Raw genomic sequence first — 14,892 nt, forward strand, 5'->3', positions numbered from 1 at the left:
CTCAGCCCCTCCCATCCGACAACGGCAATCGCACGACGAAACGCGCGCCGCTCAGGCGATCCTCGCGGCTCTGCACGCTGATCGTCCCCTGATGCGCATCGACGATGGTCCGGGCGATCGCGAGACCAAGGCCCGAATGCTGGCCGAACGCCTCGCTGTGCGGCCGGATCGACTGGAAACGGCGGAACACCGCCTCCCGCGCATCCTCCGGCACGCCGGGGCCTTCATCTTCGACCCAGACCTCCAGCGCGCCGTCGATCCGGCGCGCGGCGATCGCGATCAGCCCGTCATCGGGGGAGAAAGACAAGGCGTTGTCGATCAGGTTTTCGAAAACGCGCTCCAGCCGTGCGCCTTCGCCGGAGATGACGAGGCGCTCATTTTCCGGCCGATCGAAACGGATACGGACGTTGCGTTCGATCCCGCGCTCGCGCCGCTGGGCGATCATCCCGTCGATCATCGCCTTGATGTCGATCGGCTCGAATTTCGCCCGGCTGAGCTGAGCGTCGAGCCGCGAAGCCTCTGATATGTCGGTGATCAGGCGATCGAGCCGATGGACGTCATCCCGCACGATCGCCAGCAGCTTCTCCTGAAGCACGGGATCCTTGACGTGCCCGAGCCCCTCGATCGCCGACCGGAGCGAGGCGAGGGGGTTCTTCAATTCATGCGTAACGTCCGCCGCAAAGGCTTCGGTCGCGTCGATGCGCGCGCGCAGCGCCAGGCTCATGTCGGACAGCGCCCGCGCCAGCATTCCTATCTCGTCCTTGCGCGCGGGCAGGCGTGGCACCACCACTTCGCGGGCGCGGCCGAGCCGTACGCGCACCGCCGCTCGCGCCAGCCGCCGGAGCGGGCGCACGATCGTCCGCGCGAGAAACAGCGAAAGGAGGATCGAGACGATGGTGACCGTCAGCAACACCAGGCTGAGGCGATAACGCTCGACCCGCACCGTTTGGGTGATGTCCCGCGCGTTGACCGCAGTGAGCACCGCCGCACCATCGAGCAGCGGGGCGGCCGCGGTGATTACCGGCGTGCGATCGGGCGCGCGCCACACGGTCGCGGCGGCATGGCCGGTCTGCGCGGTGCGCACGTCGGGCCAGCTGCGCCCGTTGGGGTGATCGCGATAGAGCGGCGCACGCACCGCGCCGACCACGGTATCGATCCCGGCGTCCAGGAAGCGCGCGATCCGCTGGCCGCGATCATCCTTGTCGGGATCGAGCAACTGGAAGTTGCGCTTGCCCAGCGCGCGGCTGTCCACGATCAGCGCGCCATCCGGCCCGAACAGCCGGATGCGCGTGCCCGTGTCCTGCGCGAGCTGGAGGATCAGCGGGTTGCGCAATTTGGGCGTCACGGTCTGCAACGCTTCCGCGATCAGCCGCGCCTCGCGCATCGCCTGATCGGTGCGATTGTCGAGAATCCGCGCGCGATACGAATCGAGGTAGAAGAATCCGCCCGCCAGCAGCAGCAACGCGAAGATATTGACCGCCAGAATACGCCGCGTCAGCGAAACCCGGCCGGACCAGCGCAGCGCAAGATCGCTGCCCTCACTCTTCGGAGAAACGGTATCCGGCGCCATATAGCGTCTCGATAGCGTCGAAATCTGAATCGACCTCACGAAACTTTCGTCGCACGCGTTTGATGTGCGAATCGATCGTGCGATCGTCGACGTAAATATCGTCCTGATACGCCGCATCCATCAGCTGATTACGGGTGCGCACGATGCCCGGCCGTTGCGCGAGCGTTTCGAGGATCAGGAATTCGGTGACCGTCAGCGTGACCGGCGTGCCGGCCCAGGTGACGCGGTGACGTGCCGGGTCCATCACCAGCCGTCCGCGCTCCAGCGGTCCCTGCGTCTCCGTCTCGATACCTTCAGGTGACTGGGTCAGTTCGGCGCGGCGCAGGATCGCCCGAATGCGCGCGATCAGCAGCCGCTGGCTGAAAGGCTTGGCGATATAATCGTCCGCCCCCATCGCGAGGCCGAGCGCTTCGTCGAGTTCATCGTCCTTGCTTGTCAGGAAAATGACTGGAATCTGGCTCTTTTCGCGCAAGCGCCGCAGCAGTTCCAGCCCGTCCATGCGCGGCATCTTGATATCGAAGATCGCGAGATCGGGCGGATTGTCGATCAGCGCCTTCAGCGCCGTTTCGCCATCCGAATAAACGCGGGTGAGGAAGCCCTCGGTCTGAAGCGCGATCGAGACCGAAGCGAGAATATTCCGGTCGTCGTCGACGAGCGCGATCGTAGCCGTCATGGTATAGTCGCGTAGTGCAAAGATGGCACGGGCTCAATGCCCGCGTGGTTTGACGGCGCGGGTCACTAATTCTATGCGAACCTCGTTTACCGCGCCAACGCGGAGCGGCACAATTCTTAGGTTTTTAGGGGACGTGCTTGTGAGTGATCGTATTCCGGCAGTCGGGCTCGAGGCCCAGGGGATTGAAACCCGCGCGACGCTGCACTGGAATCTTGAAACCGCCCGATTGGTCGAGACAGCGGTGATGCGCGGCGAGGGCAAGCTTGCCGCCGATGGCCCGCTGGTGGTCGAAACCGGCGCGCATACTGGCCGTTCCGCGCAGGACAAGTTCATCGTCAAGGATGCCGAAACCGCCGATACGGTGTGGTGGGGCAAGACCAATAAGGCGATGGACCCGGCGCATTTCGCCGCGCTGAAGGCAGATTTCTTCGCCGCGCTGCGCGAGAAGGACGACCTTTTCGTTCAGGATCTCTTCGGCGGATCGCAGCCATCGAATCGCGTGCGCGTTCGCGTGATCAACGAGCTGGCCTGGCACAATCTGTTTATCCGCACGATGCTGGTGCGGCCCGAGGCCTCCGATCTGAAGGGGTTCACGGCCGACTATACGATCATCGATCTGCCGACCTTCCGCGCCGACCCGACGCGTCACGGCTGCCGCAGCGAGACGGTGATCGCGGTCAACTTCACCGAAAAGCTGATCCTGATCGGCGGCACGCGTTATGCCGGCGAAATGAAGAAATCGGTCTTCGGCCTGCTCAATTATCTGCTGCCGGTTGATGGCGTGATGCCGATGCATTGCTCCGCGAATATGGGGGCGGACGGCTCCACCGCGGTGTTCTTCGGCCTTTCGGGCACCGGCAAGACCACGCTTTCGGCCGACGCCAGTCGCACGCTGATCGGCGATGACGAGCATGGCTGGTCGGATACCGCCGTCTTCAATTTCGAGGGCGGCTGCTACGCCAAGATGATCCGCCTGTCGGCCGAGGCCGAGCCGGAAATCTTCGCCACCACCAAGCGCTTCGGCACCGTGCTCGAAAACGTGGTGATGGACCCGGATTCGCGCGAGCTCGATCTCGATGACGCAAGGCTCGCGGAGAACAGCCGCGGTGCCTATCCGATCGATTTCATCCCCAATGCCTCCAAGGAGAATATGGGGGGCGTCCCGAAGAATATCGTGATGCTGACGGCGGACGCTTATGGCGTGCTCCCCCCGATCGCGAAGTTGACGCCGGATCAGGCGATGTATCACTTCCTCTCGGGCTATACCGCGCGTGTCGCGGGCACCGAGATCGGCGTGACCGAGCCGGACGCCACCTTCTCCACCTGTTTCGGCGCGCCATTCATGCCGCGTCACCCGTCGATCTATGGCAATTTGCTCAAGGAACGAATCGCCAAGGGCGGGGTCGACTGCTGGCTGGTCAACACGGGCTGGACCGGCGGCAAATACGGTGTCGGCAATCGCATGCCGATCAAGGCCACCCGCGCGCTGCTCAACGCGGCGCTCGACGGCAGCCTCAACGATGCCGAATTCCGCACCGATCCGAATTTCGGCTTCAAGGTGCCCGTGAACGTGCCTGGCGTGGACGCAAAGATCCTCGATCCGCGCGCGACCTGGCAGAATCCGGCCGAATATGACGCGACCGCCGCAAAGCTGGTTGACCAGTTCAACGAGAATTTCGCGCAATTCGCCGATCATGTGGACGAAGGCGTGCGCCAGTCGGCGCCTAAGGTTCCCCAGGCCGCCTGATCTTGCTCGCACCCCCGGGCGGCGGCTGCTACAACGGCTGGCCGGGGGGCTGCATTTGCGAGGTTAGCGATGGGAATTATCGACAGTTTGCTGAGCCAGCTCGGATCGAACGTGGACGTGGCCAATCTCGCCACCAAGGTCGGTTTGTCGCAGGATCAGGTCGAAACGGCGATCACCGCACTCAGCCAGGCGCATACCGAGCCGGGCGACACAGTGGATAGCGCGGCGCAAAGCACCGGGCTTCCGGCCGATACCCTGCAACAGATCGTCGGCCATATCGGTGGCGAAGGCTCGCTCGGCCAGTTCGCGCAGATGATCGGCGCCGCTGGTGGCGAAGGTGGCGAAGGCGGAGCGGGTGGCCTGCTATCCGGGCTTGCCGGGAAGCTGTTCGGAAAGAGCTGACCCGAGTGGCTCGACGCGAAGTACGCCGTTCTCCACGGCGATAACGCGCATATGTGTGCCGGCGGCGGCATCTGGGCCAGTCGCCGGCCACGTACCGTCGCCCAGCACCGCGCGGCCGGAGCCGTCGATGATCGGCTCCGCGATGACGACGATGGTGCCGACGATGCGCGCCGCGCGATCATTGAGCATCGGATCGCTCGTTTCGAGCGGATAATCACGATACCAGCGCCGGCCGATCGTCACCGCGACGATGCTCCATGCCGCGAAGCTCCCGACCTGCGCGATCAGTGGCAAATCCGGCAGGACGAAGAGCGCCAGGCCGGTGATCGCCGCCGCGATCGCGAGAAAGATCAGGAATATTCCGGGAATCGCCAATTCCGCGATCCCCAACACGATCGCGGCGACGATCCAGGCCGCCGCGATATGACTCACGATCTCATCGACGATCATTGCGGACTGGTTGATCCCTTCACGCGTGGAACCGAGCGCTCCGCAGGGGTTTCGCCGGCGGGCTGAGCCGTATTGCCCAGCACGTCGCGCGCCAGCTCACCGATCCCGCCCAGGGTGCCGATCAACTGCGTTGCCTCGACCGGGAAAAGGATCGTCTTGGCGTTAGGCGAAGTGGCGAACTTGCCGATCGCCTCGACATATTTCTGCGCAATGAAATAGTTGAGCGACTGGCTCGATCCGGCCTCGATCGCGTTGGACACAAGCTCGGTTGCCTTCGCCTCGGCCTGCGCCGCACGTTCGCGCGCTTCGGCATCGCGGAAAGCTGATTCCTGCCGGCCCTCGGCCTCGAGAATGCGGGCCTGCTTCTGCCCCTCGGCGCGCAGGATTTCCGACGCGCGCGAACCTTCGGCGTCAAGGATATTGGCGCGCTTTTCGCGCTCGGCCTTCATCTGCCGCGCCATCGCGTTGACGATATCCTGCGGCGGCCGGATATCCTTGATCTCGACCCGCGTGATCTTCACCCCCCATGGAGTGGTCGCGTGATCGACCACGGACAGCAGGCGCGCGTTGATCTCGTCGCGTTTTGAAAGCGTTTCGTCGAGATCCATCGCGCCCATCACGGTGCGCAGGTTGGTGGTGACGAGATTGAGCAGCGCGACGTACAGATCGCTGACCTCGTAAGCCGCTTTTGCCGCATCGAGCACCTGGAAGAAAACGACCCCGTCGGTCGAGATCATCGCATTATCCTTGGTGATGATCTCCTGACCGGGAATATCGATCACCTGCTCCATCATATTTACCCGCCGACCGACGCGGTAAAAGAAGGCGGGAAAAAAATTGAAGCCGGGGGCAGCCGTCGTCGTGTAACGCCCGAAATGTTCGATCGTATATTGATAGCCTTGCCGCACGATCTTGATGCTTGTCATGAGGTATAGAAGCACCAGCGCCATCAGCAGGAGCGCAACGGTCGTCACCATCATTTCTTCAACCTCTCCCGATCGACGCCGCTTATCATAGCGAACGGGCAAGCGGGGGCCTAGCGAAACCGCGCCGACGCGGTTACATGGCCCGCCACTTCCTTCCCCCTCGCAGGATTCGGCACGCTTATGGACATCCGCCTCGGTCTCACTTTCGACGATGTCCTTCTGGTTCCCGCCGAATCGAACGTGTTGCCCAGCGCAGCCGATACGCGGACCCAGTTGACGCGCGGCATCGCGCTCAACATCCCGATTCTTTCCAGCGCGATGGATACCGTCACCGAAGCGGACATGGCGATCGTCATGGCGCAACTTGGTGGCATCGGGGTGCTGCACCGCAATCTCACCGTCGAAGAGCAGGTCGGCGCAGTGCGGCAGGTGAAGCGCTTTGAGAGCGGCATGGTCGTGAATCCGATCACCATCGCCCCCAACGCGACGCTCGCCGAAGCGCAGGCGCTGATGGAGCAGCACCGTATCAGCGGCATCCCCGTGGTGGAAAAGGGCGGCAAGCTCGTCGGTATCCTTACCAATCGCGATGTGCGGTTCGCCGAAAATCCGCGTCAGCCGGTCAGCGAACTGATGACGCATGAAAATCTCGCCACCGTTAAAAGCGGCGTGGGTCAGGAAGAAGCGCGGCGACTGCTCCACCAGCGGCGGATCGAAAAGCTGCTGGTCGTTGACGAAGACTATCGCTGCGTCGGCCTGATCACGGTCAAGGATATCGAAAAGGCCGTGACCTATCCGGATGCGACCAAGGATTCCGCCGGTCGCCTGCGCGTCGCCGCCGCGACGACGGTGGGAGATAAAGGCTTCGCACGAACCGAAGCGTTGGTCGACGCCGAATGCGATCTGATCGTGATCGACACCGCGCATGGCCATAATCGGGATGTTGCGGCAGCGGTGGAGCGCGTGAAGCGACTCTCCAACGCGGTGCAGGTCGTCGCGGGCAACGTCGCGACCGCAGATGCCACGCGGGCACTGATCGATGCGGGGGCGGACGGGATCAAGGTCGGCATCGGGCCGGGATCGATCTGCACGACGCGGATCGTCGCCGGGGTTGGCGTTCCCCAGCTCACCGCGGTGATGGACTGCGCGGAAGCGGCGGCGAAGGCCGGCGTCCCGGTGATCGCCGATGGAGGCCTTCGCACTTCCGGCGATCTCGCCAAGGCGCTCGCCGCTGGCGCATCCACCTGCATGGTCGGTTCATTACTCGCGGGTAGCGAAGAAGCGCCGGGCGAAACCTTTCTTTATCAAGGACGTGCGTACAAATCCTATCGCGGTATGGGAAGTGTCGGAGCGATGGGCCGTGGCTCGGCCGATCGCTATTTCCAGGGCGATATCAAGGATCAGCTCAAGCTGGTGCCTGAGGGGATCGAGGGGCAGGTCGCCTTCAAGGGGCCGGCGCGCGACGTGATTCATCAGCTCGTCGGGGGCATCAAGGCGGCGATGGGTTATACCGGCTCCGCGACGATCCCCGATTTCCAGCGCCGCGCGCAATTCGTGCGCATCACGGGTGCGGGGCTGAAGGAAAGCCATGTCCACGACGTGACGATCACCCGTGAGGCGCCGAATTATCCGACGCGCTGATATAAGGTTCGTCGATGACGCCGGCCGCACGCATTCAGGCGGCGATCGAAGTGCTCGATCTCGTCCTCGCCGCAGCGCGTGAGGGTGGGGCCGCTGCCGATACGATCGTCCAGCGCTATTTCTCTACCCGGCGTTACGCTGGCTCGAAGGACCGTCGCGCGGTGCGCGAGCTGGTGTTCGCCGCGATCCGCATCTGCGGAGAGGCACCTGCATCGGGGCGTGCGGCGATGCTGCTGCTCGCGCGCTGACGATGCCGATCTCGCGGCTGGCTTTGACGGTTCGCCGCATGGGCCATCGCCGATCGCACCCAATGAGCCGGTCGCGGTCGCGGGAACGGCACCTGCGTGGCTGGCTGATCGAATGCGTGCGGCGGACCTCGATGACGAGGAACTCGCGGCGCTGGTGACCCGTGCGCCACTCGATGTACGCGTCAACACGCTGAGCGAGTCCGTCGAGGCGCTGCTGGCGGAAATCCCCGAAGCGGCGCGGATCGCGGGGGCGCCCGATGCTCTTCGCCTGCCGCCGGCACCAATGTCGAGCCGTTCGCGGGGCGGCTGGAGGTGCAGGACGCGGGGAGCCAGATCGTCGCCGGTGCGGCGAAGGCCCAGCCGGGGATGACTGTCGTTGACCTGTGCGCGGGGGCGGGCGGGCAAGACGCTCGCGCTGGCGGCCGCGATGCGCAACGAGGGGCGCATCATCGCGGCGGACACCGATCGCGGGCGGCTGAACCGGCTTGCGCCACGCGCCGAGCGGGCGGGCGTTTCCATCGCCGAGACATTGCTGCTCAACCCCGGCCAGGAACTGGCGGCGCTGGAGGCGTTGCGTGGCGCGGCCGACGTGGTGCTGATCGATGCGCCCTGTTCCGGCACGGGCACATGGCGTCGCAATCCCGAAGCGCGCTGGCGACTCACCCCGGCGCGGCTCGCGCGGCTGGAAGAAACGCAGCGCCGCTTGCTGGATATCGGCGCCGGCGCTGGTGCGGCCCGGCGGCGCACTGATCCATATCGTCTGCTCGCTGCTCGACGAGGAGGGCGCGGGGCAGGTCGCGGATTTCCTTTTGCGCAATCCAGGCTGGTCCGTGGACGCGCTCGCGCTGCCGGCCGGTCGCGCACGCGGGGCGGGGCTTCGCCTCACCCCGGCGCACGACGCTACCGACGGCTTTTTTGTCGCACGCCTGATCGCCCCATGCTAATCCCATGCATATCGTGCCGAAGCCGGAGCTGATCATGCGTTTCTCGTCCGTCGCCGTCGCCGCTTCGCTGGCGCTGGTTTCGATTTCGACCTCGCTCCATGGCCAGCGCCCGGATGACCAGATCGACGCACGTTCCATGGCGTTGCTGGCGCAGGGTCGTGCGGCGAAGGCGGCAGGCAATCTGGACGGTGCGAGCGATGCGCTGGAAAGCGCCGTGACGGTCGATCCGCGTAACCGGCAGGCCTTTATCGTTCTCGCCGAAGTCGCGGAAACGCGCGGGCTTTCGGGCAAGGCGATCCGTTTCTATCGTGAGGCGCTGACGCTGGAGCCGAACGATCCCGTCGCGCTCAAGGGGCAGGGCGAGGCGCTGGTCGCGAAGGGCGCGATGGCGCGGGCGAAGGAAAATCTCGCCAAGCTGCGCACTGTCTGCAAGGGCGAATGCCCGCAGGCGAACGAGCTGGCGGCGGTGATCGCCAAGGGGCCGCCGCCGGTCGCCACAGCGCAGGTGGCGCCAGCGAAGGTCGCCCCGCTAAAGGACTGATCGAGCGTTCCGGCGTCAGGCCGGTTTGCGTCCCTCATCAAGCCGTCGTGCCACCCGCACGAACTCCGCCACGCTGACGGTTTCCGCACGTCGCGTGGCGTCGATATCCTCCGCCAGCAGCGCATCGAGCGCGCCCGGCACCCCGCGCAAGCTCTGCCGCAGCATCTTGCGGCGTTGGCCGAACGCGGCCGCCGTCAGTTGCTCTAGCGTTTTGAGCGATATGCCCTCGGGTGCTTCGACCGGCACGACATGGACGACCGCCGACATCACCTTCGGCGGCGGGGTAAAGGCCGAGCGATGCACCGGCATCGCGATCCGCGCCGTCGCGCGCCATTGCGCCAGCACGGCGAGGCGTCCGTAAGCGTCATTGCCCGGCGCGGACACGATGCGATCCGCGACCTCGCGCTGGAACATGAGGGTGAGCGAACGCCACCATGGGAGCCATGCGGCGGAAAGCCATCCGACGAAGAGCGCCGTGCCGACGTTATAGGGCAGGTTCGAGACGATGTGCGGGGCGCCATCGAATAACGTCCGCGCGTCGATCTCCAGCGCATCGCCTTCGATCACCCGCAACTGCCCCGGATAGGCTTCGGCCAGCTCCGCGAGCGCGGGGAGGCAGCGGCGATCACGCTCGATCGCGGTGACGCGCGCGCCCGCCGCGAGCAGCGCGCGCGTCAGCCCGCCGGGCCCCGGGCCGACCTCCAGCACCTCGGCGCCGTCGAGGTCGCCGGGGATCGCGGCGATCCGCGCGAGGAGCTGCGCGTCGAACAGGAAATTCTGCCCCAGCGCCTTCGATGCCGAAAGGCCGTGCCGCGCGATCACCTCGCGCAGCGGCGGGAGCGTGGTCACGCCGGCCGGGCAGGCCGCGCGCCGCGCCGCCGCCTCCCCCGCCATCGCGATCGCCGCGATCATCGCCCCCGGCTCCGCACTGGTCCTTGCCGGCGAGCGTCGAACGCCGTGCCGTGATCGGGCGAGGTGCGCACGATCGGCAGCCCGAGCGTGATGTTGACCCCGTCGTCGAAAATGCAGCGTTTTCAGCGGGATAAGCGCCTGGTCGTGATAGCAGCACAGAACCGCGTCATATCGTGCCGCGCGGCCACGGGCGTGGAACAGGGTGTCGGCGGCGAACGGGCCGCGTGCGTCGATCCCCTCGTCGCGCAGGATCGCGATCGCGGGCTCGATCAGGTCGATCTCCTGCACGCCCGATCGCGCCGCCTTCGCCCGCGTGCGGGTTGAGGCCGGCGAAGGCCAGCCGCGCATTGGCGATCCCGAAGTTGCGCTCGCCAGCCCGCGCGCCGTCGCGCGCGCCTTGGCCACGATCAGCTCGATCGTCAGCAGCGATGCGACGCGATCGCAAGCGGGACATGCGTGGTGATCGGAACGACGCGCAAGCCCCGGCCCGGCGAGCATCATCACCGCGTTGGCAGCCCGCGACGCCGCAGCGTTCGGCGACGAATTCGGTCTGCCCCGGATGGGTGAAGCCGATATCGCCATAGAGCTGCGCCTTGGAAACCGGCCCGGTGACCAGCGCGCTCGGCCGCACCCGACCGGGCGAGGCCGACCGCCAGTTCGAGCGAATGAAGCGCGCAGCGCGCGCCGTCCGCATCCGGCGCGCCCGGCTCGATCTCGCCCGCATCCTCCACCGTCAGCACCGGCGAGGCGCGTCGGCGAAGGCACGCGGGTCACCTCGGCGAGATCGCTGATTCGCGCGATCGGGCCCCTGCCACACGCGCTCGATCGCGCGCGCGTCGCCCACCGCGACGAACGGGGGCAGGGCCTAGCGCTGGTCGCGGGCATGTCCCACGCCTTGGCGATGATCTCCGGGCCGATCCCCGCCGGGTCGCCCATCGAGATCGCGAGCGGCAAGCACCCTGTCGGTCCCTCAGCGATATTCCACCACCGCGTCCCGCCGGAGATCGCGCAACGCCTGCTGCGCGCGCAGGTTCACGCGCTGCTGTTCGAGTTGGCTCTGGATCTGTTCGGCGCCCGGGAGCTGCGCCGCTCGACGCGTCGTCGCGCCCGCACAATACCAGCGTGCGGACGCCCTCGGTGGGCGAACCGAACGGCGGGCTGGACTGGCCGACCTGAAGCTGGAGCATGATTTCCTGCAGGGCCGCTCGGCAGGTCGCGGACGCGGATCGTGTCGTTATCCACCACTTCGGCGCCGATCTGTGCTGCAACCTTGTCGACCGAACCGCAACCCTGAAGCGTATGCGTGACATTGGCGAATTCCGCGGTCCGCGCGGAAGCCTGTGCCTGTGTCGTGCCCGCCGGGAACTTGATCGTCATCTGCTTCAGGTTCAGCCGCGCATCACGCGGATCGGCGGTGAGCACCTGGCGCTTGTCGACGAGGAAAAGGATCGAGAAACCGCCGGGCACCGCGACGGGGCCGGCAACCTGGCCGATCTTCATCTGTGCCGCCGCCTCGGACAAGACGTCGGGCAATTGCGTGCCGCGAACCCAGCCGAGATCGCCGTTCACGCCCCGCGTTGAGGCTTCCGAGAAATTATGCGCGAAATAGCCGAAGGGCGCCTGTCCCTTGTGGATCTCGTCGATCAGCTGGCGCGCGTTGGCATAGACCTGCTCGGCGCGATCCGGGCGTCGCGGAGAGATAAATCTCGTTGAGATGATATTCCTCCGGCGCCCTTGGCGGCTTCCAGTCGGGCCAGAATCGCCTTCACCTCGACGTCGCCGACATTGACGAACGGCTCCACGCGGCGACGAAGGTAGCGGCTCCACGCCAGCTCCGCCTCGATCTGGCGACGGATCGAACGATCCGAGGAACCCCGCTCACGAAGGAAGGCGCTGAACTCCGTCCGGGGTCTTGCCGAAATTCTTCGCGACCCGCGCGAGGCTCTGGTCGACTCTCGGCCTGATCGATCTTCACGTCGGCCGTCTTCGCCTGCTGGATCTCCAGCACCTCGTCGATCAGCTGGCGCAGCACCTGCAGCCGCAGGCGATCGTAGTCCTCGCCCTGCAGGCTTGATGTTGTTCGCCGCCATGATCAGCGCGGCGCGCTGGTCGACGTCGGTGCCGGTGATCACGGTAGTCGTTGACGATCGCCGTCGCCTTGCGGACGTTCGGATCGAGCTTGCCGAAGATCTGCAGGTTGGCCGGGAATATCCAGCCCGGTGTTGTCCGGCACCGTCTGGTCCTGAACCGTCTCCTGCTGCTGCTGGCCGATCGCGGCGCTTGCCGCCGCCACCCCCAGCACCGCCCCGATCAGGCGGCCATACCGCGCCGCCCCGTTCCGTCGCATGATCACTCTGGTTCGGATTCCCATCTTCCGCAGCGTCAAAGCGCGGATGCACCAGCTTCGCTGAACCTCGGCTTAGCGCCCAAACTCAGTCAGGACAACGCCGTGGCGGCGTTTGGATGCTAGAACCCGAGGTTCTTGAACGCCAGCGTCAACAGATAGCTGTTGCCGGCGCGTGCGTCGCCAGTGGATTGATAGTCGCGCCGCCAGGTTGCACCGATCGTCAGGCAATCGTCTTCATATGTGATCCCCAACCGATGGCGGACGGGGTTGAACCCATCGCCGGTCGTCACCAGCGTGCGGAGGGGTGGTTACCGTCGCGCTGTTCGAAAGGTCGATGACGGTGGACCCATAGGCCGACCAGAAGCGCGAGAATCTTGATCCGCGCCACCGACGCGCAATTCCTCCTGATCCTGCAAATCCTCGATCGAGGTGATGTTGCGGTTGAGGCGCAGATAGCCGACCATTAAATAGTTTGATCGCGAGCCGATCGTCGCATCGATCTCATTGCGACGCACCGCGAAATTATCCTTGTCCACGCGATAGCGATGGATGATCGACACGAAATCGCGGAAGCGCAGCTCCGTTCGGCCCACGATATCGGAGAAGCGCCCGCTGAGCCCGGTGCCCGGCGGCAGGATCGATGGGCGATCGCTCAGACGATAGCTCTGGCCGATGATGGTGGAGAGCGAGAAGCCCGGCAGCGTCAGCGCCCATTCGGCGCCATAAGTCGCGCGGCTCGAATCCTCCCAGCGGTCGTAGCCGGGGAAGCGGTTGAGCGCGAACAGGTTCGAATCCTCCAGGTCGACCGCGCGCGCATCCTCGTTGGGCACATCGAGGTTGTCGACCTTGCGGCGAGGCGACGATCTGGAAACGCGGCGTGAAACGCTGGGTCCCGCCGAACAGCGGCCCGACCAGCGGCCAGCGGACATCAACCGCCAGCGCCGCGATCCCGCGCGTATGGAAACCGCTCCAGCCCGCGATAGCTCGGCACCAGCGTCGCAGCGGTATCGCTGGCATTATAGGCGTCGCCACGAGCATATGCCGTGAACGTCACCTCCTGGCCCCAGCGTGGTTATGCGGCGAAGATCCCAGCGCACCGAGGCAAAGGCGCGTTGCGTGTCCTGACCCAGCCGCCCGGCTGATCGCCAGCGTGTTGACCTGAAACTGCACCGTGCCGCCGAGCACATCCCTCGTTGATGCGCCGACGATAATCAAACTCGGGCAACGCCACGGGCTGGAGGCCCTGAACGTCGCCGACACGCATGGTCTGCACCGCCCAACCGGCGAGCGAGAAATAGCTGTCGCGATCGACCCGCTCCAGCGCCAGCGTCGTGCGCAGCCGGTCGTCGTTCGAAATGTCGTAGCGGCGCAGGAAGGTGCGATCGGTAACGAGCCGCATCGAGCCGGACAGACTCCAGTTCTCATCGAACTGGAAGCGGCCGACACCATCCAGATAACCGCGCAGCGCCATGCTGGTGGGTGCATCCGGCCCGGCGGAAATGTCGTCGCTGCGTCGGCTCGCGGTGATGTAGCCGGTGACGCTGATCGCGCCATTGGACTCCAGCGCCTGATAATTCGCCTGCATCATTGGCAGAACGGCGCTGAACACGTGCGGGGTGATCGTTACCGAGCGATTGCGCGACAGATCGAAATAGTAAGGCGTGACGATTTCGAGCCCGTTCACCCCGTCGAGACGTATATTCGGGCTGAGCAAGCCGCTCGCATTGCCGTCACCAACCGGATGAGAGAAGCGCGGCAGCGGCACGCTGGCGAAGCCGAAGACGTGAACGCGCGCGCCGGTGTAGTAAACCCGTTCGCGATCAGGACGATAGAGCACCTTGACCGCGGTGATCTTCCAGCTTGGGTTTTTCGGGCAGCCGTCTGAATCGGTCACCGAACACGCGGTGTAGGCGGCATGATTCAGCGAAATCGAGCCGTCGTCATGGCGGGTGCCCTCGGTGGCGGCGAGGCGGCCGCCCTGATCGAGCACCACCAGCATGTTATGAACCACGCCATCGCGCAGCGAATCGGTCAGATCGATCGAATCGCCATAAGCCACATCGCCTTCGGGATTGGTGACCGCGACATTGCCATTCGCGACGACCTGCCCGCTTTTGCGATTCCACACGACACGTTCGGCGCGCAGGCGTTGTCCTTGCCGGAACATGCGTACGTCGCCGGTCGCGGTGACGATATCGTTGTTAGAATCATATTCTAGCGCATTGGCGCTGAACTGGATCAGATCGTCCTGGCCGGGGGGCGTGTTCGCCGACGGCGGAGGAGGCGCGATCGCGCGGTCTTGCAGATCCTGCGCCTCGGCCGCGCCCGCCACCAGGGCGAACGGGAGAGCGCAACAGGCCAGAAGGTCGAAACGCAACGCGCGCAATTCCCGCAACTTCGTCTGCGCGGCCGGAATGGCGGCGGACGTTCGCCCTATCGCATCGCAGCGCGCCGCCTGCAACGCCTTGCCAGCCGATGCGGGAAGGGTCAGGGA

At 65.4% G+C, this 14,892-nt stretch carries 13 protein-coding genes and 3 pseudogenes; 7 read left to right on the forward strand and 9 right to left on the reverse strand.

Translation table 11 applies throughout. The features are described 5' to 3' along the window. Nucleotide 1 precedes the first annotated feature (1 nt). Nucleotides 2-1,570, reverse strand: a complete 1,569-nt coding sequence (locus tag P0Y64_15440) for a stimulus-sensing domain-containing protein (GenBank protein ID WEK42743.1) — start codon at nucleotides 1,568-1,570, stop codon at nucleotides 2-4. Further along, complete coding sequence (locus P0Y64_15445) at nucleotides 1,539-2,243, reverse strand: response regulator transcription factor (GenBank protein ID WEK42744.1); 705 nt, start codon at nucleotides 2,241-2,243, stop codon at nucleotides 1,539-1,541. Before P0Y64_15445 ends, P0Y64_15440 begins: the two co-directional genes overlap by 32 nt. A gap of 139 nt (nucleotides 2,244-2,382) precedes the next feature. Between P0Y64_15445 and P0Y64_15450 the strand changes: the two genes are divergently transcribed. Together P0Y64_15450 and P0Y64_15455 are read left to right on the forward strand one after the other, a co-directional pair. Beyond that, nucleotides 2,383-3,990, forward strand: a complete 1,608-nt coding sequence (locus tag P0Y64_15450) for a phosphoenolpyruvate carboxykinase (protein WEK42745.1) — start codon at nucleotides 2,383-2,385, stop codon at nucleotides 3,988-3,990. Between the two features lie 69 nt (nucleotides 3,991-4,059). Then, on the forward strand, nucleotides 4,060-4,392 hold the full coding sequence (locus P0Y64_15455) for a hypothetical protein (GenBank protein ID WEK42746.1): 333 nt from the start codon (nucleotides 4,060-4,062) through the stop codon (nucleotides 4,390-4,392). Here P0Y64_15455 and P0Y64_15460 read toward each other — a convergent pair. Together P0Y64_15460 and P0Y64_15465 are read right to left on the reverse strand one after the other, a co-directional pair. Continuing rightward, nucleotides 4,354-4,842 (reverse strand): NfeD family protein, encoded by a 489-nt coding sequence (locus P0Y64_15460; GenBank protein WEK42747.1) that lies wholly within the window; start codon nucleotides 4,840-4,842, stop codon nucleotides 4,354-4,356. The two genes, P0Y64_15455 and P0Y64_15460, sit on opposite strands and share 39 nt — an antisense overlap. Continuing rightward, nucleotides 4,839-5,819 (reverse strand): SPFH/Band 7/PHB domain protein, encoded by a 981-nt coding sequence (locus P0Y64_15465; GenBank protein WEK42748.1) that lies wholly within the window; start codon nucleotides 5,817-5,819, stop codon nucleotides 4,839-4,841. Before P0Y64_15465 ends, P0Y64_15460 begins: the two co-directional genes overlap by 4 nt. 129 nt (nucleotides 5,820-5,948) lie before the next feature. Between P0Y64_15465 and guaB the strand changes: the two genes are divergently transcribed. The 3 genes and pseudogenes from guaB (at nucleotide 5,949) to P0Y64_15480 (ending at nucleotide 9,139) form a co-directional block, all read left to right on the forward strand. Then, on the forward strand, nucleotides 5,949-7,406 hold the full coding sequence (gene guaB / locus P0Y64_15470; protein WEK42749.1) for an IMP dehydrogenase: 1,458 nt from the start codon (nucleotides 5,949-5,951) through the stop codon (nucleotides 7,404-7,406). A gap of 14 nt (nucleotides 7,407-7,420) precedes the next feature. Then, nucleotides 7,421-8,598, forward strand: a pseudogene (locus P0Y64_15475) (RsmB/NOP family class I SAM-dependent RNA methyltransferase). Nucleotides 8,599-8,632: 34 nt separating this feature from the next. Next, a complete protein-coding gene (locus P0Y64_15480; GenBank protein ID WEK45077.1) occupies nucleotides 8,633-9,139 on the forward strand; it encodes a hypothetical protein in 507 nt (168 codons plus the stop codon). Between the two features lie 15 nt (nucleotides 9,140-9,154). On the opposite strand, the gene rsmA is transcribed toward P0Y64_15480, so the two are convergent. After that, on the reverse strand, nucleotides 9,155-10,033 hold the full coding sequence (gene rsmA / locus P0Y64_15485) for a 16S rRNA (adenine(1518)-N(6)/adenine(1519)-N(6))-dimethyltransferase RsmA (protein WEK45078.1): 879 nt from the start codon (nucleotides 10,031-10,033) through the stop codon (nucleotides 9,155-9,157). Nucleotides 10,034-10,111: 78 nt separating this feature from the next. Then, nucleotides 10,112-10,399: pseudogene (locus P0Y64_15490) on the reverse strand (4-hydroxythreonine-4-phosphate dehydrogenase PdxA). 245 nt (nucleotides 10,400-10,644) lie between these two features. Between P0Y64_15490 and P0Y64_15495 the strand changes: the two are divergent. Next, nucleotides 10,645-10,842, forward strand: coding sequence for a hypothetical protein (locus P0Y64_15495; GenBank protein ID WEK42750.1), 198 nt, complete (start codon nucleotides 10,645-10,647; stop codon nucleotides 10,840-10,842). Between the two features lie 241 nt (nucleotides 10,843-11,083). Here P0Y64_15495 and P0Y64_15500 read toward each other — a convergent pair whose 3' ends face one another. Next, nucleotides 11,084-11,878 (reverse strand): peptidylprolyl isomerase, encoded by a 795-nt coding sequence (locus P0Y64_15500; protein WEK42751.1) that lies wholly within the window; start codon nucleotides 11,876-11,878, stop codon nucleotides 11,084-11,086. Between the two features lie 85 nt (nucleotides 11,879-11,963). On the opposite strand from P0Y64_15500, the gene P0Y64_15505 reads away from it, so the two are divergent. Further along, nucleotides 11,964-12,125 carry a hypothetical protein gene (locus P0Y64_15505; protein WEK42752.1) on the forward strand — a complete coding sequence of 54 codons (162 nt, stop codon included), beginning with the start codon at nucleotides 11,964-11,966 and terminating at the stop codon, nucleotides 12,123-12,125. A gap of 54 nt (nucleotides 12,126-12,179) precedes the next feature. On the opposite strand, the gene P0Y64_15510 is transcribed toward P0Y64_15505, so the two are convergent. Next, on the reverse strand, nucleotides 12,180-12,398 hold the full coding sequence (locus P0Y64_15510) for a hypothetical protein (protein ID WEK42753.1): 219 nt from the start codon (nucleotides 12,396-12,398) through the stop codon (nucleotides 12,180-12,182). A 119-nt stretch (nucleotides 12,399-12,517) separates the two neighbouring features. After that, nucleotides 12,518-14,775: pseudogene (lptD, locus tag P0Y64_15515) on the reverse strand (LPS assembly protein LptD). Nucleotides 14,776-14,892: the final 117 nt, after the last annotated feature.

It is taken from the genome of Candidatus Sphingomonas colombiensis (genome assembly GCA_029202845.1).
Classification (GTDB): Bacteria; Pseudomonadota; Alphaproteobacteria; order Sphingomonadales; family Sphingomonadaceae; genus Sphingomonas; species Sphingomonas colombiensis.

What these genes read in the sequence shown, in the direction of transcription:
- P0Y64_15440 (WEK42743.1), bottom strand. Translation starts at nt 1,570, where the DNA reads ATGGCGCCGGATACCGTTTCTCCGAAGAGTGAGGGCAGCGATCTTGCG.
- P0Y64_15445 (WEK42744.1), bottom strand. Translation starts at nt 2,243, where the DNA reads ATGACGGCTACGATCGCGCTCGTCGACGACGACCGGAATATTCTCGCT.
- P0Y64_15455 (WEK42746.1), top strand. Translation starts at nt 4,060, where the DNA reads ATGGGAATTATCGACAGTTTGCTGAGCCAGCTCGGATCGAACGTGGAC.
- P0Y64_15460 (WEK42747.1), bottom strand. Translation starts at nt 4,842, where the DNA reads ATGATCGTCGATGAGATCGTGAGTCATATCGCGGCGGCCTGGATCGTC.
- P0Y64_15465 (WEK42748.1), bottom strand. Translation starts at nt 5,819, where the DNA reads ATGGTGACGACCGTTGCGCTCCTGCTGATGGCGCTGGTGCTTCTATAC.
- guaB (WEK42749.1), top strand. Translation starts at nt 5,949, where the DNA reads ATGGACATCCGCCTCGGTCTCACTTTCGACGATGTCCTTCTGGTTCCC.
- P0Y64_15480 (WEK45077.1), top strand. Translation starts at nt 8,633, where the DNA reads ATGCGTTTCTCGTCCGTCGCCGTCGCCGCTTCGCTGGCGCTGGTTTCG.
- rsmA (WEK45078.1), bottom strand. Translation starts at nt 10,033, where the DNA reads ATGGCGGGGGAGGCGGCGGCGCGGCGCGCGGCCTGCCCGGCCGGCGTG.
- P0Y64_15510 (WEK42753.1), bottom strand. Translation starts at nt 12,398, where the DNA reads ATGCGACGGAACGGGGCGGCGCGGTATGGCCGCCTGATCGGGGCGGTG.